General features: G+C 48.7%; 13 protein-coding genes and 5 pseudogenes. 5 read left to right on the top strand and 13 right to left on the bottom strand.

All coding sequences use genetic code 11. The features are described 5' to 3' along the window. Positions 1-52: 52 nt before the first annotated feature. A pseudogene (gene narU, locus CRI63_RS22355) lies at positions 53-1440 on the bottom strand (nitrate/nitrite transporter NarU). A 278-nt stretch (positions 1441-1718) separates the two neighbouring features. After that, on the bottom strand, positions 1719-2600 hold the full coding sequence (gene yddG / locus CRI63_RS22350; RefSeq protein ID WP_135520834.1) for an aromatic amino acid efflux DMT transporter YddG: 882 nt from the start codon (positions 2598-2600) through the stop codon (positions 1719-1721). Positions 2601-2832: 232 nt separating this feature from the next. Between yddG and fdnG the strand changes: the two are divergent. The 3 genes and pseudogenes from fdnG (at position 2833) to fdnI (ending at position 7422) form a co-directional block, all read left to right on the top strand. After that, positions 2833-5879 (top strand): annotated as a pseudogene (gene fdnG / locus CRI63_RS22340) (formate dehydrogenase-N subunit alpha). A gap of 12 nt (positions 5880-5891) precedes the next feature. Then, positions 5892-6776 carry a formate dehydrogenase N subunit beta gene (gene fdnH / locus CRI63_RS22335; RefSeq protein WP_001240583.1) on the top strand — a complete coding sequence of 295 codons (885 nt, stop codon included), beginning with the start codon at positions 5892-5894 and terminating at the stop codon, positions 6774-6776. Then, a complete protein-coding gene (fdnI, locus tag CRI63_RS22330) occupies positions 6769-7422 on the top strand; it encodes a formate dehydrogenase-N subunit gamma (protein ID WP_000045648.1) in 654 nt (217 codons plus the stop codon). The genes fdnH and fdnI overlap by 8 nt, the downstream gene beginning before the upstream one ends. A 227-nt stretch (positions 7423-7649) precedes the next feature. Here the strand turns inward: fdnI and CRI63_RS22325 are convergent, their stop codons facing one another. The 6 genes and pseudogenes from CRI63_RS22325 to bdm form a co-directional block, all read right to left on the bottom strand. After that, the gene (locus tag CRI63_RS22325; RefSeq protein WP_000781370.1) at positions 7650-7934 is read right to left on the bottom strand and encodes a HigA family addiction module antitoxin; all 285 of its coding nucleotides are present in this window, start codon (positions 7932-7934) and stop codon (positions 7650-7652) included. Next, positions 7934-8212, bottom strand: a complete 279-nt coding sequence (locus tag CRI63_RS22320; RefSeq protein ID WP_000605676.1) for a type II toxin-antitoxin system RelE/ParE family toxin — start codon at positions 8210-8212, stop codon at positions 7934-7936. Before CRI63_RS22320 ends, CRI63_RS22325 begins: the two co-directional genes overlap by 1 nt. A 185-nt stretch (positions 8213-8397) precedes the next feature. Then, positions 8398-9409: pseudogene (adhP, locus tag CRI63_RS22315) on the bottom strand (alcohol dehydrogenase AdhP). 133 nt (positions 9410-9542) lie between these two features. After that, positions 9543-11240 carry a malate dehydrogenase gene (maeA, locus tag CRI63_RS22310; RefSeq protein WP_024166593.1) on the bottom strand — a complete coding sequence of 566 codons (1698 nt, stop codon included), beginning with the start codon at positions 11238-11240 and terminating at the stop codon, positions 9543-9545. Positions 11241-11395: 155 nt separating this feature from the next. Further along, a complete protein-coding gene (gene sra, locus CRI63_RS22305; RefSeq protein WP_000841557.1) occupies positions 11396-11533 on the bottom strand; it encodes a stationary-phase-induced ribosome-associated protein in 138 nt (45 codons plus the stop codon). 101 nt (positions 11534-11634) lie between these two features. After that, positions 11635-11850 carry a biofilm-dependent modulation protein gene (bdm, locus tag CRI63_RS22300; RefSeq protein WP_130217566.1) on the bottom strand — a complete coding sequence of 72 codons (216 nt, stop codon included), beginning with the start codon at positions 11848-11850 and terminating at the stop codon, positions 11635-11637. A 344-nt stretch (positions 11851-12194) separates the two neighbouring features. Between bdm and osmC the strand changes: the two genes are divergently transcribed. Both osmC and CRI63_RS22290 read left to right on the top strand, forming a co-directional pair. Continuing rightward, positions 12195-12626 (top strand): peroxiredoxin OsmC, encoded by a 432-nt coding sequence (gene osmC, locus CRI63_RS22295; protein WP_000152304.1) that lies wholly within the window; start codon positions 12195-12197, stop codon positions 12624-12626. Positions 12627-12936: 310 nt separating this feature from the next. Then, the gene (locus tag CRI63_RS22290) at positions 12937-13860 is read left to right on the top strand and encodes an omptin family outer membrane protease (protein WP_130259036.1); all 924 of its coding nucleotides are present in this window, start codon (positions 12937-12939) and stop codon (positions 13858-13860) included. Positions 13861-13927: 67 nt separating this feature from the next. On the opposite strand, the pseudogene dosP reads toward CRI63_RS22290, so the two are convergent. The 5 genes and pseudogenes from dosP to CRI63_RS22265 all read right to left on the bottom strand — a co-directional run bounded on the left by dosP (position 13928) and on the right by CRI63_RS22265 (position 22628). Further along, positions 13928-16334 (bottom strand): annotated as a pseudogene (gene dosP, locus CRI63_RS22285) (oxygen-sensing cyclic-di-GMP phosphodiesterase DosP). Positions 16335-16358: 24 nt separating this feature from the next. Next, positions 16359-17742: pseudogene (gene dosC, locus CRI63_RS22280) on the bottom strand (diguanylate cyclase DosC). 344 nt (positions 17743-18086) lie between these two features. Continuing rightward, a complete protein-coding gene (locus CRI63_RS22275) occupies positions 18087-19406 on the bottom strand; it encodes a glycoside hydrolase family 10 protein (protein WP_130224876.1) in 1320 nt (439 codons plus the stop codon). Between the two features lie 130 nt (positions 19407-19536). Further along, complete coding sequence (gene gadC / locus CRI63_RS22270; RefSeq protein WP_130259039.1) at positions 19537-21072, bottom strand: acid resistance gamma-aminobutyrate antiporter GadC; 1536 nt, start codon at positions 21070-21072, stop codon at positions 19537-19539. Positions 21073-21227: 155 nt separating this feature from the next. Then, the gene (locus CRI63_RS22265; protein WP_135405912.1) at positions 21228-22628 is read right to left on the bottom strand and encodes a glutamate decarboxylase; all 1401 of its coding nucleotides are present in this window, start codon (positions 22626-22628) and stop codon (positions 21228-21230) included. Between the last annotated feature and the right edge of the window lie 529 nt (positions 22629-23157).

The raw sequence follows: 23157 nt of genomic DNA, 5'->3' as shown, positions 1-23157 counted from the left end.
GGATCTGATGCCTTGTCGGATGCGACACGGTTGTACACCAGGCATCGATCTCTTATTTTTGGCTGAACTTCCGCCGACCATAAACCAGCCAGGTCAGCAGCACACAGATGATGTAAAAGATTAAAAACACTTTCATTGCGCCCACTGGCGAGCCGGTCATATTGAGCGACATGCCAAATGCTTGTGGAATAAAGAAGCCGCCCACCGCGCCGATGGCCGAAATAAAGCCCAGCGCCGCCGCCGTTTCAGTGATTGCTTCTCGCTGGGCCTGTTCATCGCTGCCGCCTTTCATCTTCACGCGATAAACCGTTATCTGGCGAAAGATGACGGCAATCATCTGGAAAGTAGAACCACTCCCCAAACCAGCGGTAAGGAATAACCCCATAAACACAGCGTAAAATGCGATGAAATTGCCGGAACCCGTGCCAGGTAGGGTAAGGAACAGCAGGGCGCTGAAAATCGCCATAAAAATGAAGTTGATAAGCGTCACCCGCACGCCGCCAAATTTATCGGAAATAGCACCACCCACCGACCGCGCGATGGCACCGATAAACGGGCCAAAGAACGCCAGACGCAGAATATTCACATCCGGGAACTGTGTTTTTGCCAGCATGGCAAATCCGGCGGAAAAACCGATAAACGAGCCAAAGGTAGCGAGATAGAGCAGACTCAGCAGCCACAGATGCAACCGTTGCAAAACGGGCAACTGGTCAGCAATTGACGCACGTGAACTGGCAATATCATTCATCCCTGACCAGGCGGCGATAGTGGCAATCGCCAGTAGCGGTACCCAAATCCATGCGGCATTCGCCAGCGACATCACAGAACCATCGGCCTGCGGTACGCCATTGACGCCAAGAAAAGCAAATACCGGTACAAAAATCACCAGCGGCGCAACCAGTTGCATCACGCTGACGCCTAAATTCCCCAACCCGCCATTAATCCCTAATGCACTGCCTTGTTTGGCTTTCGGGAAGAAAAAACTGATATTTCCCATACTCGAAGCAAAGTTCGCGCCAGCAAAACCACAGAGCAAAGCAATAACAATAAATATCCCAAAAGGGGTATTCGGATTTTGCACAGCAATACCGAGCCAGACGCAAGGAATAATCAGAATCGCGGTACTAAAAACTGTCCAACGGCGTCCGCCGAATATAGGCACCATAAAGGAGTAGGGAACACGCAATAATGCGCCGGAAACGAAGGTAAGGCGGTTAATAAAAAAAGCTGATCGGTAGTGAAATTAAAGCCGATTTTATTGAGATTAACGGCAACTGCGCTAAATAACATCCAGACACAGAAGGCAAGGAGTAAACAACTTACTGATATCCAGAGGTTTCTTCTGGCAATGTGTTTTCCTTTATTTTCCCAGAAGGCCGGATTTTCTGGCTTCCAGTCGCGCAAAAGGTAACGATTATTTTTCTCATTTTGTAGTGCCATATTCTTCCTCACATGCACACATTGTTAATGAAAAAAAGACAAGGCAGGACATTGGACGCAATGGTCCGTTATTAGAATTAAGAGTAAATAGAGTGAAGTGCTGATTGAAAGAATAGATAACAAAGCGAAACTGCGGGGGGAGAAAGCTGATTATCTGAATGGATATGTGTTACTGAATGTAACAGTGATGCATCATATTTGTTACTTATTCTTAGACTAACATACGGCAAACGTATTTGTTGCCGTATGAATCGTGGCTTTATTGTCGTAGCCTTTGCTTATCGTTGACGCGTTGCCAGCCAGCAGAGCAGGGAACCGCCGCAGACCATCAATGCGCCTTGCCAGAAAGAGAATGATAGCGGAGCACTGAGCAGCACGGCTGCAAGCGCTGAGGAAAGTACGGGCGTAAAATACGAACCGACTGCCATAATGGTGACGTTGCCATGTAAAATTCCGATGTTCCACGCCGCGTAAGCAAATCCTAAGGTAAATGCCGCTGAGATAAGTTTTATAATGACGGGCGTGCTAAATACCATCTCCGGTTGCGGCGTTAAAAAATAGTAAACCCACAAACTTGCTCCTGTCAGTAGGACGAATACGGTAATACCGTTAAATCCACGGGCATATTTATTGGTGACGGTGCAATAAGCGGCCCAGATAAAAGCACCAATAAAAGCCAGGCAATAACTCAACGGGCTGGTGGTGATATTGTTGATAATTTCATCCGGCTTGAGGCCATTTTCACCCCCTAATACCCAGCAGACGCCACCAAGGGCTAATAATAATCCTGGTACAATCAGCCAGTTGGTTTTCTGGCCATTAAACAGAATGGCAAAAAGTATCGTCAGACTGGGCCATAAATAGTTCACCATGCCTACTTCAATTGCCTGATGACGGGTTGCTGCATACCCTAAGGAAAGTGCCAGACAGATTTCATAGCTGACGAATAAGAAACTCCCCGCAAGTAAATAACCTTTGGGGATCTGCCGAATGCGCGGGAATCCAACGGTGAATATTAACAGCAGCCCGCTTAGTGAATAAATAGCTGCTGCGCCGCCGACCGGGCCGAGCCCCTCGCTGACACCGCGAATCAATCCTACCATCGTGCTCCACAGGACGATCGCTATTAGCCCTATGAGCGTTGCTTTTTGTCGTGTCATGCTCGCTGTTTTGTCTCTCTTGCCGTTAAAAATTAAGCTGAATTTTATAGCATTTTTTTTAACTGGCCTGTCAGGCAGTGGTGCGTTTTTCTACCGCTATTGAGGTAGGTCAATTTGCGCAGGCGGATTATTTTGTGGCAAACACGTGTTCTTTTTGATTTCGCGCAAAAAGATTCAGAATTTTACTGTTAGTTTCCTCGCGCAGTAATACCCCTGAAAAAAGAGGAAAGCAATGGACGTCAGTCGCAGACAATTTTTTAAAATCTGCGCGGGCGGTATGGCGGGAACAACAGTAGCAGCATTGGGCTTTGCCCCGAAGCAAGCACTGGCTCAGGCGCGAAACTATAAATTATTACGCGCGAAAGAGATCCGTAACACCTGCACATACTGTTCCGTAGGTTGCGGGCTATTGATGTATAGCCTGGGTGATGGCGCGAAAAACGCCAGAGAAGCGATTTATCACATTGAAGGTGACCCGGATCATCCGGTAAGCGTGGTGCGTTATGCCCGAAAGGGGCCGGTTTGCTGGATTACGTCAACAGCGAAAACCGTCTGCGCTACCCGGAATATCGTGCGCCAGGTTCTGACAAATGGCAGCGCATTAGCTGGGAAGAAGCATTCTCGCGTATTGCGAAGCTGATGAAAGCTGACCGTGACGCTAACTTTATTGAAAAGAACGAGCAGGGCGTAACGGTAAACCGTTGGCTTTCTACCGGTATGCTGTGTGCCTCCGGTGCCAGCAATGAAACCGGGATGCTGACCCAGAAATTTGCCCGCTCCCTCGGGATGCTGGCGGTAGACAACCAGGCGCGCGTCTGACACGGACCAACGGTAGCAAGTCTTGCTCCAACATTTGGTCGCGGTGCGATGACCAACCACTGGGTGGATATCAAAAACGCTAACGTCGTAATGGTGATGGGCGGTAACGCTGCTGAAGCGCATCCCGTCGGTTTCCGCTGGGCGATGGAAGCGAAAAACAACAACGATGCAACCTTGATCGTTGTCGATCCCCGTTTTACGCGTACCGCTTCTGTAGCGGATATTTACGCACCTATTCGTTCCGGTACGGACATTACGTTCCTGTCTGGCGTTTTGCGCTACCTGATCGAAAACAACAAAATCAACGCCGAATACGTTAAGCATTACACCAACGCCAGCCTGCTGGTGCGTGATGATTTTGCTTTCGAAGACGGTCTGTTCAGCGGCTACGACGCTGAAAAACGTCAATACGATAAGTCGTCCTGGAACTATCAGTTCGATGAAAACGGCTATGCGAAACGCGATGAAACACTGACTCATCCGCGCTGTGTGTGGAACCTGCTGAAAGCGCACGTTTCCCGCTACACGCCGGACGTTGTTGAAAACATCTGCGGTACGCCAAAAGCCGACTTCCTGAAAGTGTGTGAAGTGCTGGCCTCCACCAGCGCGCCGGATCGCACAACCACCTTCCTGTACGCGCTGGGCTGGACGCAGCACACCGTGGGTGCGCAGAACATCCGTACGATGGCGATGATCCAGTTACTGCTCGGTAACATGGGTATGGCCGGTGGCGGCGTGAACGCATTGCGTGGTCACTCCAACATTCAGGGTCTGACCGACTTAGGCCTGCTCTCTACCAGCCTGCCGGGTTATCTGACGCTGCCGTCAGAAAAACAGGTTGATTTGCAGTCGTATCTGGAAGCGAACACGCCGAAAGCGACGCTGGCTGATCAGGTGAACTACTGGAGCAACTATCCGAAGTTCTTCGTTAGCCTGATGAAATCTTTCTACGGCGATGCCGCGCAGAAAGAGAATAACTGGGGCTACGACTGGCTGCCGAAGTGGGATCAGACCTACGACGTCATCAAGTATTTCAACATGATGGACGAAGGCAAAGTCACCGGTTATTTCTGCCAGGGCTTCAACCCGGTTGCGTCCTTCCCGGACAAAAACAAAGTGGTGAGCTGCCTGAGCAAGCTGAAGTACATGGTGGTTATCGATCCGCTGGTGACTGAAACCTCTACCTTCTGGCAGAACCACGGCGAGTCGAACGATGTCGATCCGGCGTCTATTCAGACTGAAGTATTCCGTCTGCCTTCGACCTGCTTTGCTGAAGAAGATGGTTCTATCGCTAACTCCGGTCGCTGGTTGCAGTGGCACTGGAAAGGTCAGGACGCGCCGGGCGAAGCGCGTAACGACGGCGAAATTCTGGCTGGCATCTACCATCATCTGCGCGAGCTGTACAAAGCCGAAGGTGGTAAAGGCGTAGAACCGCTGATGAAGATGAGCTGGAACTACAAGCAGCCGCACGAACCGCAATCTGACGAAGTGGCAAAAGAGAACAACGGCTATGCGCTGGAAGATCTCTATGATGCCAATGGCGTACTGATTGCGAAGAAAGGTCAGTTGCTGAGTAGCTTCGCGCATCTGCGTGATGACGGTACGACCGCATCTTCTTGCTGGATCTACACCGGTAGCTGGACAGAGCAGGGCAACCAGATGGCCAACCGCGATAACTCCGACCCATCCGGTCTGGGGAATACGCTGGGATGGGCCTGGGCGTGGCCGCTCAACCGTCGCGTACTCTACAACCGTGCTTCGGCGGATATCAACGGTAAACCGTGGGATCCGAAACGGATGCTGATCCAGTGGAACGGCAGCAAGTGGACGGGTAACGATATTCCGGACTTCGGCAATGCCGCACCAGGTACGCCAACTGGGCCGTTTATCATGCAGCCGGAAGGGATGGGACGCCTGTTTGCCATCAACAAAATGGCGGAAGGTCCGTTCCCGGAACACTACGAGCCAATTGAAACGCCGCTGGGCACTAACCCGCTGCATCCGAACGTGGTGTCTAACCCGGTGGTTCGTCTGTATGAACAAGACGCGCTGCGGATGGGTAAAAAAGAGCAGTTCCCGTATGTGGGTACGACCTATCGTCTGACCGAGCACTTCCACACCTGGACCAAGCACGCATTGCTCAACGCAATTGCTCAGCCGGAACAGTTTGTGGAAATCAGCGAAACGCTGGCGGCGGCGAAAGGCATTGCCAATGGCGATCGTGTCACTGTCTCCAGCAAGCGTGGCTTTATCCGCGCGGTGGCTGTGGTAACGCGTCGTCTGAAACCGCTGAATGTAAACGGCCAGCAGGTTGAAACGGTGGGTATTCCAATCCACTGGGGCTTTGAGGGTGTCGCGCGTAAAGGTTATATCGCTAACACTCTGACGCCGAATGTCGGTGATGCAAACTCGCAAACGCCGGAATATAAAGCGTTCTTAGTCAACATCGAGAAGGCGTAAGGGGGCGAACAGATGGCTATGGAAACGCAGGACATTATCAAAAGGTCCGCAACTAACTCCATCACGCCGCCTTCTCAGGTGCGTGATTACAAAGCAGAAGTCGCGAAACTTATCGACGTTTCCACCTGTATCGGTTGTAAAGCCTGTCAGGTGGCGTGTTCGGAGTGGAACGACATCCGTGATGAAGTGGGGCATTGCGTCGGGGTTTACGATAACCCCGCCGATCTGAGCGCCAAATCCTGGACGGTGATGCGCTTTAGCGAAACCGAACAGAACGGCAAGCTGGAGTGGCTGATCCGTAAAGACGGCTGTATGCACTGTGAAGATCCGGGCTGCCTGAAGGCATGCCCGTCTGCTGGTGCAATCATTCAGTACGCTAACGGGATTGTCGATTTCCAGTCGGAAAACTGCATCGGCTGTGGTTACTGCATTGCCGGGTGTCCGTTTAATATTCCGCGCCTCAACAAAGAGGATAACCGGGTATATAAATGCACGCTCTGCGTCGATCGCGTCAGCGTCGGCCAGGAACCGGCTTGTGTGAAAACTTGTCCGACCGGGGCTATCCACTTCGGCACCAAAAAGGAGATGCTGGAGCTGGCGGAACAGCGCGTGGCGAAACTGAAAGCGCGTGGTTACGAACATGCTGGCGTCTACAACCCGGAAGGGGTCGGTGGTACGCACGTCATGTACGTGCTGCATCATGCCGATCAGCCGGAGCTGTATCACGGTCTGCCGAAAGATCCGAAGATCGACACCTCGGTAAGCCTGTGGAAAGGCGCGTTGAAACCGCTGGCAGCGGCTGGCTTTATCGCCACTTTTGCCGGGTTGATTTTCCACTACATCGGTATTGGCCCGAATAAGGAAGTGGACGATGACGAGGAGGAGCATCATGAGTAAGTCGAAAATGATTGTGCGCACCAAATTTATTGATCGCGCCTGTCACTGGACCGTGGTGATTTGCTTCTTCCTGGTGGCGCTGTCCGGGATTTCGTTCTTCTTCCCGACGCTGCAATGGCTGACGCAAACCTTCGGTACGCCGCAGATGGGACGCATTTTGCACCCGTTCTTCGGCATTGCGATTTTCGTCGCGCTGATGTTTATGTTTGTGCGTTTTGTGCATCACAACATCCCGGATAAGAAAGATATTCCGTGGCTGTTGAACATTGTCGAAGTATTAAAAGGCAATGAGCATAAAGTGGCGGATGTTGGTAAGTACAACGCCGGGCAAAAGATGATGTTCTGGTCGATCATGAGCATGATTTTCGTGCTGTTGGTGACCGGGGTGATTATCTGGCGTCCGTACTTTGCGCAGTACTTCCCGATGCAGGTTGTCCGTTACAGTCTGCTGATCCACGCGGCTGCGGGTATCATCCTGATCCACGCCATCCTGATCCATATGTATATGGCGTTCTGGGTGAAAGGGTCGATTAAAGGGATGATCGAAGGGAAGGTGAGCCGTCGCTGGGCGAAGAAACACCATCCGCGCTGGTATCGTGAAATCGAGAAGGCAGAAGCGAAAAAAGAGAGTGAAGAAGGGATATAATCTCTTTTGAACTTTAAGCTGAAAATGGCGCTGTAAAAGGCGCCATTTTCATATTGTAGACAACGTAGGCTTTGTTCATGCCGGATGCGGCGTGAACGCCTTATCCGGCCTACAAACCGTTCAAATCCAATAGATTGCAGTGAACGTGTAGGCCTGATAAGCGTAGCGCATCGGGCAATGTTGCGTTTGTTATCAGTTTCAAATGGCGCTTTATAAGGTGCTTTTTTTTATTGCGTAACCAGACGGCGCAGTCGCGACACATCCACCGTTTTTTCCGCCTCTGCCAGACTCCAGGCGTTTTGCAGATTCAGCCACATTTGCGGCGAACTGCCGATCACTACAGAAAGTTTAATTGCCATTTCTGGCGTCAACGCTGCTTTTCCGGTCAGCAATCGGCTTGCCGTTGAGGGCGCAATTTCCATTGCTCTGGCAAACTCGCGCAGGCTGACATTAAGTTCGTCCAGTGATTCCTGAATAATGTCCCCCGGGCGGGGATGATTGGCCATTTTCATCAGTGATAGTCCTCGTAATCCAGTATGTATGCATCGCCATTGACGAATTCAAATGTGATTCGCCAGTTGCCCGAGACAGATATCGCCCAAATTCCATCGCGATCGCCGCTTAACGGGTGTAGTCGGTAACCGGGCATATCGATATCAGCAAGACAGCTTGCTGCATCAATCACAGCGAGTCGGTGGCGTAATCGTTTGACTTGCGTCGGTATAACGCCGGAGGTTTTGCCGAGAAGAAACAAGTCACGCAATCCCTTGTGTCTGAAATTCATTATCATCTCTTCATCCTTGTTCCCTCGAAAGGAACACTATCACTATTGTTCCGTGCAGCGCAACAAATTTCGCTACGTTTTCGCGAATTGTGAGGGGAAAGATGGGGGAGGAAAAGAAGAAGAGTGAAATTGCGGAAAGCGTCTCGCAAAACAGGCTGCGACCCGAACATGGCAGTCGCAGCAAAGGCCTCTTAGCGACGGAAATCAATCACCATACGGCCACGGATTTTGCCTTCTTCCATCTCGGTAAAGATGGTGTTGATGTCCGCTAACGGACGCAGGGCGACTTTCGGCACCACTTTGCCTTCAGCGGCAAACTGGAAGGCTTCGGTTAGATCCTGGCGCGTGCCGACCAGCGAACCGACCACTTCAATACCATCCAGCACAAGGCGTGGGATATCCAGGCTCATAGACTCCGGCGGCAGACCGACAGCCACAACACGACCGCCTGCTCGTACAGCATCAACCGCCGAGTTAAACGCAGCTTTAGCTACCGCTGTTACCACCGCAGCGTGAGCGCCACCGGTTTTCTCCTGCACAATTTTGGCGGCGTCTTCGGTGCGTGAGTTAATCGCTAAATCTGCACCCATTTCGGTTGCCAGTTTTAACTGCTCATCATTGACATCAATGGCGATCACTTTGGCGTTAAAGACATTCTTCGCGTATTGCAGGGCGAGGTTACCCAGACCGCCAAGACCGTAGATAGCAATCCACTGTCCTGGACGAATTTTTGACAGTTTAACGGCTTTGTAGGTGGTGACGCCCGCGCAGGTAATACTGCTGGCCGCCGCCGAGTCCAGGCCATCTGGCACTTTTACCGCGTAATCCGCCACCACGATACACTCTTCCGCCATCCCGCCATCAACGCTGTATCCGGCATTTTTTTACCGAACGACAGAGGGTTTCGTTACCGCTGTTACAGTATTCGCAATGACCGCATCCTTCGTAGAACCATGCCACGCTGGCACGATCGCCTGGTTTTAATGAGGTGACACCTGGGCCAACTTCTGCCACCACACCAATACCTTCATGACCCAAAATCACACCGGTCTTATCACCAAAATCGCCATTCTTAACATGAAGATCGGTATGACATACACCACAACACTCCATTTTCAGCAGGGCTTCGCCATGTTTCAGTGAGCGCAGTGTTTTATCCGTAACGTCAACATGATGATCCTTCGTAACAACCGCAGCCTTCATAGTTCCTCCTTTTCGGATGATGTTCTGCATAGCAGGTGAGGCAAATGAGATTTATTCGCCACTACCCAGTATGGATGAGATCTGAAAAAGGGAGAGAAAAATTGCCCGGTAGCCTTCACTACCGGGCGCAGGCTTAGATGGAGGTACGGCGGTAGTCGCGGTATTCGGCTTGCCAGAAATTATCATCAATGGCCTGTTGCAAAGCTTCGGCAGACGTTTTCACCGCCACGCCTTGCTGCTGCGCCATTTTGCCAACCGCAAACGCAATTGCGCGGGAGACTTTCTGAATATCTTTCAGTTCCGGTAGTACCAGACCTTCGCCGTTCAGGACCAGCGGCGAATACTGAGCAAGCGTTTCACTTGCCGACATCAGCATCTCATCGGTGATACGTGACGCGCCGGAAGCAATAACGCCCAGCCCGATGCCCGGGAAAATAAAGGCGTTGTTACACTGGGCGATAGGGTAGATTTTATCTTTCCATACCACTGGGTTAAACGGACTGCCAGTGGCGACCAGCGCGTTACCTTCGGTCCAGGCGATAATGTCCTGCGGTGTGGCTTCCACGCGTGATGTCGGGTTAGACAGCGGCATCACGATCGGACGCGGACAGTGTTTGTGCATCTCACGGATGATTTCTTCGGTGAAAAGCCCGGCCTGTCCGGAGACACCAATCAGAATATCCGGTTTGACATTGCGCACCACATCCAGCAGTGACAGCACATCGCTGTCGGTATCCCAGTCACTGAGGTTTTCGCGCTTCTGCACCAGTTTGGTCTGGAAAGGCAGCAGGTTCGGCATCTTGTCAGTCAGCAAGCCAAAGCGATCGACCATAAAGACTTTCTGCCGCGCCGCTTCCTCGCTTAATCCTTCGCGCTGGGTCTGGGCGATGATCATTTCGGCAATGCCGCATCCCGCTGAACCTGCACCGAGGAAGACAATCTTTTTCTCGCTCAGTTGGCCACCTGCCGCGCGGCTGGCTGCGATCAGTGTGCCTACCGTTACCGCCGCGGTTCCCTGAATATCATCATTAAAGGAACAAATTTCATTGCGATAGCGGTTAAGCAGTGGCATCGCATTTTTTTGCGCGAAGTCTTCAAACTGTAACAGCACGTCCGGCCAGCGTTGTTTCACAGCCTGGATAAATTCGTCAACAAATTCATAGTATTCGTCGTCTGTAATACGTGGGTTACGCCAGCCCATATACAGCGGATCGTTAAGCAGTTGCTGGTTGTTAGTCCCAACGTCCAACACCACCGGGAGCGTATACGCCGGGCTGATCCCGCCACAGGCGGTATAGAGCGACAGTTTACCGATCGGAATGCCCATCCCGCCAATACCCTGGTCGCCGAGGCCCAGAATACGTTCGCCGTCGGTCACCACAATCACTTTGATATTATGGTTCGGCACGTTTTGCAGAATATCGTCCATATTGTGGCGGTTCTGGTAAGAGATAAACACGCCGCGTGAACGGCGGTAGATCTCAGAAAAACGCTCACAGGCTGCGCCGACGGTTGGGGTATAAATAACAGGCATCATCTCATCAAGATGATTGTTTACCAGACGGTAGAAGAGGGTTTCGTTGGTGTCCTGGATATTACGCAGGTAGATGTGCTTGTCGATTTCGGTTTTGAATCCCTGATACTGGATCCACGCACGTTCCGCTTGTTCTTCGATGGTTTCGACCACTTCCGGCAGTAACCCCAGCAGGTTGAAGTTACGGCGTTCTTCCATGCTGAAGGCGCTGCCTTTATTCAACAACGGAAATTCCAGCAGTACAGGGCCAGCGTAAGGAATATAAAGCGAACGCTGTTTTTTTGTTTTTGGTTCCATGTCACTCACTCTTTTTTGAATATCCATCCCTGGGGTGCTTTTATCTTCTTTGCTTTACCGCCAGGGCGTCGGCCCCAAGTATAAAGCAGATAAAACAAAAACACCATTGCGCAGGCAATGGTGTTTAATCGTCATTGAGGACTGATGGTTATGAATTACTTTTCAGCGGGGCGTTTTCTGCCGGTTGGGGTATTTACCACGCTGGATTTGTCACCTTCGGTAACTATTTTGCGCTGGTTAGAAATTTTATGATCCAGTCCAAGAATATGACGTGCCTGACGGTTCGATTTCATTTGTACTCCTCAATCCTGTAGCTAGTTTTAAGGACAACATCGCCGTAGCGAAGAAACACGTGCTAAACCCCTAAATTAGGTTGCCGATCAAGCATAGCAGCTTAAAGCGTAGGGTGCTGGCCGCTGATCACATAATTTATCGTTTGCTGGTAGATGTCACTGAGGATGTCGTTATCAGAGGCTTCGACCCATTTGGTCAGCTCCATGAGAATGTCATCTTCAGTGACAACACCGTGCTCTGCCCGAAGGCCTTGCTCAATGGCATTAACCAGAGCGGGTTCTGCTGTTGAATTTTTTGCCTGATAATAAGTAAACATAGTGATTCTCCGTGTCTGTGTATTTATGGTGTCTGCTACGGATTGCAGATTTATAAAGCACATTCAGCATGACAAATATTTACCGCTTCGTTGTTAAGATTAGTCCTGGTTGATGATTTTTATATTTTAACTGCATGATATTGATGGGGATTGTTATTGTAATGAGTTGATTTGTATTGAGGCAATATCTCTTGAGTTATATATTTCCGGCTACCTATTGTGGGAATGTAATTTAAGTGCAGGAGAAATATTTTCGCCGGATTTTATTCGGAATATCCTGCTTATCCTCGTGCTGATTCTCACGTAGTCTATAATTTCCTTTTTAAGCCCACAGGAGAGCAAGAATGACAATCCATAAGAAAGGTCAGGCACACTGGGAAGGCGATATCAAACGCGGGAAGGGGACAGTATCCACCGAGAGCGGCGTGCTGAACCAACAGCCGTATGGGTTTAACACGCGTTTTGAAGGAGAAAAAGGAACTAACCCTGAAGAACTGATTGGCGCAGCGCATGCCGCATGTTTCTCAATGGCGCTTTCATTAATGCTGGGGGAAGCGGGATTCACGCCAACATCGATTGATACCACCGCCGATGTGTCGCTGGATAAAGTGGATGCTGGTTTTGCGATAACCAAAATCGCACTGAAGAGCGAAGTTGCCGTGCCGGGTATTGATGCGTCCACTTTTGACGGCATTATCCAGAAAGCAAAAGCAGGATGCCCGGTTTCTCAGGTACTGAAAGCGGAAATTACGTTGGATTATCAGTTGAAAGCATAAGTACTCGCCGGATGATGTTGTCATCCGGCAAGCATTTACACAGATATTTCTGCTTATCCCAATGAAACCTCGCATTTAAACTGCATCTTCATTTTTTTTCGTTATTCCTGCCTGTTCTCGAACAATCATTATTGCATTAGATTGTAAACTCCTGTTTCGTTCAGAATAACAGTAAAATTTTGTTTATTTATGTTCTCTGTTTGATGGTGAGAAACATTTATGGCATTGTAAGATTCAGTTGATTTAATTAACCTGAATTAATTAAATTTAATTAATGAGCTAATTAACATTGTTTAATAAGGATGAAACTATGTTGATGAAAAAGGTCTCTTTTGCCATTGTTTTAATTTCCCTTAGTCAGTATGCAAGTGCGTCTTCAGAATTTAATTTCTTATCTGACAATGTTTTTGTTGATGCTTCTCTTTCATTTCTGAATGGTGAGTCAGGTGAGTTTGTTTATAGCAATGGTGGCAAACTTAGCCAACTGGACTGGAAAATCCAAAATACCCCCATTGTTAAAATGGGGGTAACCTGGGATGCAATCTCATGGCTGACACTTAATGCTAAAGGCTGGACGACGATTGCGTCTGCCGGCACGCTGATGGATGATTATGACTGGCTGGAGCCGGGGCAGCACCACTGGAGCGATTGGTCACATCACCCAGCAACGCGGTTGAATTTTGCAAATCAGTTTGATCTCAATATGACAGGTTGGTTTTTAAAGGAGCAAAACTACCAACTTGGCGCCATGTTAGGCTATCAGGAGACGCGTTTCAGTTGGATCGCGAAAGGAGGTTACTATAGTTATGATAATGGTGCCGACACTGGAGATATCCCTCATAACGAAAGAGTTATTGGCTACCAACAAAAATTCAGTGCTCCCTATTTAGGTCTCTCTGGTAAATATATCTATCATGATTTTGATATTATTGCTCAATTTAAATATAGCGCCTGGGGAGAAGGGAAAGGTACGGATCAGCATTATTTGCGCAACATTACATTTAAAGATGAAGTATCCAACCAAAAATATTATTCAGGTCTTATTAATGTGGGGTATAACATTAATTCACAGACGCGTATTTTCACAGAAATGTCATGGAGTAGATTCTCTAATGATATTGGAAATACTATAATTTATCATAAAGAAAATGGTGAAAGTGTAAAAGAGAAAGATTCGCCAGGGATGCAAAACTATAATTACATTATTGGCGCGGGCATTCAGTATCGATTTTAATATAGCGTCGGGTGAATGGCTGAATATGAATACATGAAATCTTGCCCGTCTGCACGGGCAAGATGTACTAAGCGTCGATTTGAAGCGGTAGCGCAGTAGACATCCAGACAGAGATCTCTTCGGCGGGCAAAGGACGTGAGAATAAATATCCCTGAATAACGCGACAGTGGATCTTGCGTAGCATCTCAAATTGTTCTTTGGTTTCGACGCCTTCCGCCACGACGGTTAAATTGAGGCTTTGCCCAATGCTGGTAATGGCTTCAAGTAAGGCACGGATGCGTTTTTCGGTCAGACAACGATCGACAAAGCTTTTGTCGATTTTGATTTCCGTTACCGGAAGACTGACTAAACGGGATAAACCAGAAAATCCAGTGCCGAAATCATCGACAGATAAACCTACGCCCATATCGCGCAGGATCTGAATGCGCTTAAAGATTTCGGTATCGTGTTCCATCATCATGCTTTCCGTGATTTCCACCGTCAGCTGGTGGCCGTCAATACCCCAGGCTTGCATTGCATCAGACACCTGATTGGGTAGCTGATTGCTACGAAAGTGCAGCGCAGACAAGTTAACGGAAAGCGCCGGGATATGAATATTCTGGCTACGCCACTCTGCTAGCTGGCGGCAGGCTTCAGCAATAACCCAGCGACCAATGTTTTCGATTTCGCCAATCTCTTCAGCAAGGGGGATAAATCGTGAAGGGGGAACATGACCATGCTGTGGGTCATACCAGCGAGCGAGGGCTTCGATACCATACAGCTCACCGGTTTCCGCAAAGATCTGCGGCTGATAAACCAGTTTTAGTTTGTTGTTGCTGATAGCTTCTTTCAGCGCCGCACCAAGAATCAGACGCTCTTTCACCATTTCGTTCATTACCGGGCTAAAGAATTGCCAGCCGTTACCGCCGTTTTTGCGAATAAAATCCATCGCATTGTGGGCAGTCGAAAGCAGGTAGTCCCGGTTTTTACCAACGTCGTAACTGATACCAATGCTTAAGGTTAGCGGGAATGGTTTATCGTCAATCATGACCGGTTTATTCACGACGTTGCGAAGTTCATCGGCTATTTGGGTAATGTTACTGACGTCGTTTTCCGGACTGATGAGGACAAACTGTGTACCTTCAATACGACAGAGATACTGGTCAGGTTTGATCTTTTCGCGAAAGCGATTGACCACTTCCAGCAATGCCTGATCGGCCCACGCATAGCCAAGGCTGTCGATGACATCCTGAATATGGTCAATGCCAATAAGATACACCACCGGAGAGACGGCATTTTCTACCAGGTCATCGAGATAATTGTGTAGGTTATTGCGGTTTGGCAAACCGGTCATCGGATCAAACTGAATGAGCTGCTCAATATGCTGGCGACTTTTTTTCCTGTTCCAGCGCCAGGGCGGCCATATGCTGGCTGATATCCGCCACTCGTTCGATAAACGCGCTGGTTACCGCCCCGGACGCTGTTTTGATTTTCAGAATCCCGGCAGGCGCGCCATCGCGCTGGCGAATGGTGACTGACCAACTTTGCGCATTCTTTACTTCCGTCCCATGAGAGGACGACGCCCAATGCACCGGCATACCATTACGCAATGCATACAACGACACATGGGATTCATGAAGAATGGATTCAATATTCCGGCAGATGATTTCGCCCATTTCATGAAATGGCGGGCTGCTACACATCGCGGCGAGAATATTGCCTTCAAGCTCACGAATTTGTCGTTCTTCGGTGATATCGGAGAAGGTCATCACCAGGTTTTGCAGATTAGCCAGCACATCATAAACTGGGCTAATAGAGGCTTTAATCCAGATTTTTTCCCCCGTGCGCGTTAACAACAGAAATTCATCCTGATCACGCGCTGTTTTCCATAGCAGTTGCTGTAAGCGAATACGATTATCTGCCGGGTATTCAGGGATGTTAAGCAAAGTATCGGGCTGCATACCGCTGGCTTCGCTGATGCAGTAACCAAACATTTCAGTAAACGCGCGATTGCACTGCACGATATGGCGTTCCGGGTCCAGCACAATGACCGGGCGGTCGAGATGGTCAACGGCAATAATTAACTGCCGGGTCTGTTCTTTCTGTGCCATTTCTACGCTGGCATCACGTACCAGCGCCAGGTAATAAATTTTCCCTTCGGCAGTGACTTTGGATAGCGCGAAACGGGTCCAGATTTTACTGCCGTCTTTTTTCTCCAGCTGCAATTCCCGGCTCATACCTTCGACCCGCGCTTTACCGCCTTCGCGGTTATGGCGAATATATTCTGGATGCGCAGGGCGCAAATTATGGGGAATCAGCATATCAATGTTATTGCCTATCACTTCTTCGCGCTTATACCCCCAGAGCTTTTCCGCCGCAGGATTAAAAAACATTACTTCGTCATTTTCGTTAATTAACACCGCGCCCATCATATTTTGCTCAAGGGCGGGAAAAAAAATGCCGTCGGCGGCATTTTCTGCATCGGTTAGCTTCATGATTACCTCTGCATCCGGGAGCATCTAAAGACTGGCTTTCCAGAGTTCAACACGGTTTCTACCTCGTCTTTTCGCGATATACAGAGCTTCATCGGCTATTTGAATTAAGCGTTCATAATCAGGATGCCCATTAAACATGGCAGCGCCAATGGACAAAGAAAGGGTTATGTCTTCGCCATTTGCGGCTTTCAGTTTGGTTTTTTCCACCCGGCTGCGGATCCGCTCTGCGGTACGCAAAGTGTCATTTTCTGAAGCTTCAGTCAGCACTATGATAAATTCATCGCCACCGTAGCGAAAAACATAGTCACTGCTACGTACGTTGTCGTAAAAACGCCTGTGAGACTTTACGTAAAATCTCATCGCCTGTGTTATGTCCCCATGTATCGTTGATCTCTTTGAATTTATCTACATCGATGATCAGAACAGACAATGGTGTACCGGCCCGATTGGCATGGGCAATTTCACGTTTAAAGATAGTCGGCAAGAAACGGCGGTTAAGTAATTTCGTCAGTACATCCATACCCACTTCATGACGCGAGACTTCTTCAAAGAGTTCACGCAGTAAGGTGATAATCTGCGATACGGTATTTCGTATCTGTAATAAAAACTTCACGCGCAGACTTTTGTTACTCAAATTTTTGGCATTGAGCATTGTCTGATGAAAAACCCCGTCGAAATCCTGAATAAGGCGAGAGATATGACCAACTTCAGCAATGCCACTAAAATAATGGCGACCTTTATGGTTAAACCACAGGCCAAAATCAGCCTGACTTAACGGTAAGCTGCTGCCTAAATCAGAATCCAACAGAACTTTATAAATAATATCTATTTCCCATGAAAGTAATGAGGCTATTTGCCGTTCTTTTTCTTCTTCGGCGTTTTCCAGTAATGAGAAGATACGATAATTCTCGTCTTCTTTAGCCGCGCTACTGTCGCTAAAGGTAAATGCTCTGGTCATCACTTCCATGGCTATGTCGATACTGTTAATCGAAAAGTGATAAACCTGAAGTTTTTCAGAAGGTGAATAATCAGAGGAAAATATTACCGGGTAGAGGATTTTTTTCAGCACGCGAAAACCCATCTCGACAATTTCTACCGGAATGCCAATACGAGCATGGACTTCGGCTACGGTATGTTGGATTTGTATAAGTCTTTCAACATCATCTGTTTGTGCAGAGAGCACATTGATAATCCACGTTTCCATCGCACTTTTAAGTTGCCTTTCGACCTGTTCGTTACTCAAAAACTCTTCGGCATGCGGGTCAGTGCGTACTATTCGATAAAACTCAACACTTAAGTAATGAGCATGCGTTACGGCAATTTCTGCCGCTTTGTTACGAATGAGGGGGTCGACCTGGGCAACTAATCCGGTCCACTCATCTTTCATTCTTTTAAAGTACATCTCCATAATTCATACCCTTATACGGCTGGAAAGGCAGACGGAATCGAAAAACGCAACTCGTTTGGACAGGTTTATGGCACCATATTCTCCTGAAATATGAAGATATACCGAAACGAAATAAATGACTTATGACCGTTTTAATCTACGTTACTGGTCTTCTGAAGAGTATAGCCCATCGTGATTATTTTTCGGTGATGGTTAATATCGTATGGTTTTTCATATTCATACGTTTTTATCAGGGGAATTATAACAATTCGACTTAAGTTGATTTGATTATTAGTTGAGAGTGTTTTGTTGATGACAAGCCGGTGTTTAAAGCACCGGCAGTGTCACAAAGTAAGAAAGGGCGTTTAGCTTCCCCAACGGCTTTGCAGATAGCTAACTGCCTGTTGAGTTTGCGGCTTGTTCAGATAGTCTTCGCGGAACAAAATTGTGCCGCTAATTTCTGGCACGGCGTCGTTAAGATCGAGCTGCTTTTTCAGTTCTGGCACGCCGCCGTTAACCATCCAGTCTGGCTCTATCTTTGAAGGTTCGCCGACTTTATAGAAGGCGATACCAATATAAAGACGGGTTTTGGTTGGTTTGACGACATCTGCCCACCATTTTGCCAGCACGTCATAACGTGCGGCGCTACGCGAGAACGGCCAGTAAATTTGCGGGGCTATATAATCCAGTAAGCCTTGTTCGACCCAACGACGAGTGTCTGCGTAGGATTCATCATAAGCTGCGGCCCCGCGCGTATCAGAACCGAGCGGATCGTGTGAGCGATTGCGCCAGACGCCCGCAGGGCTTACACCAAATTCGACTTCCGGCTTAATACTTTTAATGGTGTGCGACACCTTAGCAATTAACTGCTGGGTATTGTTGCGCCGCCAGTCAGCTTTTGACGCAAATGCACCACCGTATTTGCGGTATGTCTCGTTATCGTTAAGCCGTGAATCCGGCGATTCAGTATAAAAATAGTCGTCAAACTGCACGCCATCTACCGGATAACGAGAAACCACTTCAGCAACTATCGATGTGATCCAGTCCTGAACTTCAGGGATCCCAGGGTCGAGAACAAAACGGTCACCTGACGTCCTGATCCAGTCGCGATGTTGAACATAGACGCTGGCCGGTTGTTGAGACAGTGTGCTATTCAGTTCTCTGATAGTTCCGGGCTTCGTATTAACCGACACGCGGTAGGGGTTAAACCAGGCATGTACTTTCATCCCACGCTTATGGGCTTCGTCGAGAATAAATTGCAGCGGATCGTAACCAGGATATTCACCAATCTTGCCGGTCATTAGATCGGACCACGGCAAAATCTTCGACGGCCAAAGGGCAGTGCCGTCGGGCTTCACCTGGAAAAAGACCGTGTTAATTCCCAGTCGTTGCAAGTTTTCCAGTTTGTCGATCATCGCCTGCTGTTGCACGCGGACCCGGCTGGTGGGGTTGCTGATGTTAACCGAGGAGACGGGAGGCCAGTCGAGGCGGGACACCGTGGCCAACCAGATACCGCGCATAGGTTGCGACGACTGTTGTGCGGTCGCTGGTGGTTTTGAGCCTGCTGGTGGTGTCGTCATTGAATCTGGAGGCGTGCTTTTACAACTACACAGTAAAAGAGCCAGTGCAACCAGTGCCGCTGGCCTTTTAATCGCGGATTTCACAGTTCGGGAGCAGATATCCATATATGCTTATTTCCGGTAAACAGATGTGCGCTTATTCTCGTACTTATCTGGGGCAAGTCAATACGGCAATAAGTACGCAAAAGGGAGCGATTAATTTTCGCTCCCTTGTGTTATTACCACTCAGACACGGTTAGTGTTTCTTATCGTTCATCACAATATAGTGCGGTGAACGAGCACGTGGATGCAGGAAGAAGTGACCTTTCGGCGCGTTCTGGCTGTTAATTGGCTCCAGTGTAACACCTGTATTCGCTTTGCCTTTACGGTCATGAATGGCATAGAGAATAAAGGGTAGGGCAAGTACCACCAGGAAACTAACGACCAGTAATTCGACATACATATCGGTAGAGTCACCCTGGATGTTATCCGGCGGCAGGAAGGAAACAATAAACGCCATAATTGAAGTCAGCAGACCGACAATAGCCACGACCAGTTTCACCCCTTTACCACCAGGGATATTAAATGTGCGTTTTAAGTCAGGATGTTTAAGAACCAACACAATGTAGCCAATAAACAGCATGAAATAAGCACACAGATAAATCACCACCGTCAGCGCCAGTGCGATCAGGAAGGACATGTTGTTACCACCACCGGTGTTGGTGAGGATGATCAACGCGATAGAGGTAATCACCAGCTGGGAAATTACCAGAGTTACCGGCACACCATTTTTGTTCATTTTAGCGAACGCGGCGGGCAGTAGATTTTTCTGCGCGGTGACATACATCCCACGAGAAGGGCCAACAATCCATGAGGCGATTTCCGCCAGAACACCCAGCAGCAGCAGGGCAGAGATAACGCGAACCGTCCACTCAATTTCCGGTGCCACATGAGACATCAGCACGGTGAATGTTTGCATTACACCTGCGGACAGGTTGATTTCATTACCCGGAATCACCATCGCAATGGACAAACCGCCTACTGAACTTAAGCAAATTGCTGCTACCATCAGCAGTAACATTGCCAGCGGATAGTCGCGCCCGGGGTTGCTCATTTCATTAACGTGGGTCGCGGAAGCTTCTACCCCCATATAACTCAAAATGAAGGCAACAAACACAACCAAAGTGCCAACTTTCGAGAAATCAGGGAAGAAGGTTTTGGCATCCATTTCGATAGCAACCGGTGCTCCGGAGTGCAGATAAATCGCTGCTAATGCAATCAAAATAAATGCAGGCAGTAGAATACCCGCGAAGAAACCCACTTTCGCAATTCGCGCAGTATATTTAGTACCGCCAAACTGAGTTAATGCCAGCGCCCAAAGAATAATCAGCGCCGCGATAGTTTTCGTTACCGGGTCTTCATTCAGTGCTGGCCATTTCAGAATGTAGGACAGCGCCCCTAACACGAAATAGAGCATTGGAATAAAGCCAATAGCGATTTGCAGATAGCCAAATGAGATTGCAGCGAATCCCCATTTCGGCCCCAGGGTATTTGATACCCAGGCGAACACGCCACCTTCTTCCCAGCCGTCCACGGTGGCCATTTCCGCAGCACAAAGACCAACGGGAATAAACCATAAAATCCCGCCTAAGAGCAGGAAGAAGACCAATGAAAAGCCAGATGTTGCGAAGGTAGGGTATTCATAAACAGCCATTACCATCGACGCCGTGATGGCGAAGAACCCGAGTAATGTTAGCTGCTTAGCTTTACCTGTCTGTACTGATGTAGCCATATTATCCCCCTAAAACGGTTGTCCTGTGGAACCGCACCTGTTTTGCTCTGAAGTGCCTTCAGAACAATTTTTTCCGTTGCTAATGCCAGTGAACAGACTTCGGAAATTGTCCCGAAACGGGTTCGTTTCGGGACACCGTTACCGCTTAAACGTTATCAGGTATGTTTAAAGCTGTTCTGCTGGGCAATGCCCTGCAGTTTCGGGTGATCGCTGAGGTATTTCAGGGAGGCTTTGTAGTCTTCCAGTAACAGTTCAGCGAAGTCCATTTCGAAGCCACGGCGGCACATAATGCGCATTACCACGATGTCGGTGGCTTCACCACCGAGGGTAAATGCCGGAACCTGCCAGCCGCGCAGGCGCAGACGTTCAGAGAGGTCATACAGGGTATATCCTGGATTTTCCCCGTCTTTCAGTTTGAAGCACACCGCCGGGATACCTTCATCCGGGCGCCCCGTACAGATGAACTCATACGGCCCCAGTTTGGCGATTTCATCCGCCAGATAAGCAGCAACCTGGTAAGAGGCGTTCTGTACTTTGGTATAGCCTTCACGACCGAGGCGCAGGAATTCATAGTACTGGGCAATCACCTGACCTGCCGGACGGGAGAAGTTGATGGCGAAAGTACCAATCTGACCGCCGAGATAGTCAACGTTGAATACCAGTTCTTTCGGCAGCGCTTCTTCGTCACGCCAGATAACCCAGCCGCAGCCCAGCGGAGCCAGACCGAATTTATGGCCTGAAGCACTGATCGATTTCACGCGCGGCAGGCGGAAGTCCCAGACAATATCCGGCGCCACGAACGGCGCAAGGAAACCACCGCTGGCGGCGTCGATGTGCATGTCGATGTCGATACCGGTGTCGGCCTGGAATTTATCCAGTGCATCGTGCAGCGGTTGCGGGAACTCATAGTTACCGGTATAGGTCACGCCGAAAGTCGGCACCACGCCGATGGTGTTTTCGTCGCAGGCCTCAATCATGCGTTTCGGATCCATGAATAGCTGACCGGGACGCATAGGGATCTCACGCAGCTCGACATCCCAGTAGCGGGCAAATTTATGCCAGCAGATTTGCACCGGGCCGCAGACCAGGTTTGGTTTATCGGTCGGCTTACCTGCGGCTTCCATACGCTTGCGCCAACGCCATTTCATCGCCATCCCGCCGAGCATACAGGCCTCGGAAGAACCAATGGTGTTGGTGCCAACGGCCTGGCCGTTTTTCGGTGCAGGCGCGTGCCACAGGTCAGCAACCATATTTACACAGCGCAGATCGATGGCTGCGGATTGCGGATATTCTTCTTTGTCGATCCAGTTTTTGTTGATCGACAGATCCATCAATTTATGGACATTTTCGTCGTCCCAGGTCTGGCAAAAAGTTGCCAGGTTCTGACGCGCGTTACCGTCGAGAAATAATTCATCATTGATAATTTGAAATGCGACATCATCACGCATTTCATGCAGCGGAAAATGTTTAGATTCAGCGATGGTGGAAATAGATTTTGTACCAAAACGTGAATCGAGTAGTTCCGACCTTAAATCCGTTACTTGCTTCTTATCCATTTCAAACTCCTTAAAATGATTGGATCGCAATAAAAAAGTAGGATTTATCGATAAAGTAAGCAAGCTCAATGGTCTGGGTTTTAAATAACAAAATCCTAATCTTGTTTGGTTTTTGACAATAATTGCATTATGTTTTTTTAAGTAAAAACAAAAGGATGAGCAATATACTAATGATAATTTCGATCTTTTTAGCGTTATTTTAATGTGTTTTTTTACCTGCCGTTATTATCACGTAAAAATTAGCCAATAAAATATCATTATTAGTTAGTGGTTAATTTTTTGAACGTTTTTAAAGATTATCGAATAAAAAAGAGATAATTACCAGAATCCCCGCCAACATTGTTAGTGGGGTAATTTGTTATTTCGGCAGTAATACTACGATATAGGTAACTGCGTGAAGGAGTTGTTGCCCTGGATGTAAACTGATTTTTACCCTACGTGTCATATGGACGTTCACTTATTATCTTTGAAGGCCAGGCAAGATAACGTCAATACGGCGTTGGGGATCGTTTACACGCCAACTTCCGAA

It is taken from the genome of Escherichia sp. E2661 (assembly GCF_004745185.1).
Lineage (GTDB): Bacteria > Pseudomonadota > Gammaproteobacteria > Enterobacterales > Enterobacteriaceae > Escherichia.
Note: the sequence above shows the minus strand (reverse complement) of the source record. Positions and strands in the feature narration are given on the sequence as shown.

What these genes read in the sequence shown, in the direction of transcription:
- yddG (WP_135520834.1), bottom strand. Translation starts at nt 2,600, where the DNA reads ATGACACGACAAAAAGCAACGCTCATAGGGCTAATAGCGATCGTCCTG.
- fdnH (WP_001240583.1), top strand. Translation starts at nt 5,892, where the DNA reads ATGGCTATGGAAACGCAGGACATTATCAAAAGGTCCGCAACTAACTCC.
- fdnI (WP_000045648.1), top strand. Translation starts at nt 6,769, where the DNA reads ATGAGTAAGTCGAAAATGATTGTGCGCACCAAATTTATTGATCGCGCC.
- CRI63_RS22325 (WP_000781370.1), bottom strand. Translation starts at nt 7,934, where the DNA reads ATGAAAATGGCCAATCATCCCCGCCCGGGGGACATTATTCAGGAATCA.
- CRI63_RS22320 (WP_000605676.1), bottom strand. Translation starts at nt 8,212, where the DNA reads ATGATAATGAATTTCAGACACAAGGGATTGCGTGACTTGTTTCTTCTC.
- maeA (WP_024166593.1), bottom strand. Translation starts at nt 11,240, where the DNA reads ATGGAACCAAAAACAAAAAAACAGCGTTCGCTTTATATTCCTTACGCT.
- sra (WP_000841557.1), bottom strand. Translation starts at nt 11,533, where the DNA reads ATGAAATCGAACCGTCAGGCACGTCATATTCTTGGACTGGATCATAAA.
- bdm (WP_130217566.1), bottom strand. Translation starts at nt 11,850, where the DNA reads ATGTTTACTTATTATCAGGCAAAAAATTCAACAGCAGAACCCGCTCTG.
- osmC (WP_000152304.1), top strand. Translation starts at nt 12,195, where the DNA reads ATGACAATCCATAAGAAAGGTCAGGCACACTGGGAAGGCGATATCAAA.
- CRI63_RS22290 (WP_130259036.1), top strand. Translation starts at nt 12,937, where the DNA reads ATGTTGATGAAAAAGGTCTCTTTTGCCATTGTTTTAATTTCCCTTAGT.
- CRI63_RS22275 (WP_130224876.1), bottom strand. Translation starts at nt 19,406, where the DNA reads ATGGATATCTGCTCCCGAACTGTGAAATCCGCGATTAAAAGGCCAGCG.
- gadC (WP_130259039.1), bottom strand. Translation starts at nt 21,072, where the DNA reads ATGGCTACATCAGTACAGACAGGTAAAGCTAAGCAGCTAACATTACTC.
- CRI63_RS22265 (WP_135405912.1), bottom strand. Translation starts at nt 22,628, where the DNA reads ATGGATAAGAAGCAAGTAACGGATTTAAGGTCGGAACTACTCGATTCA.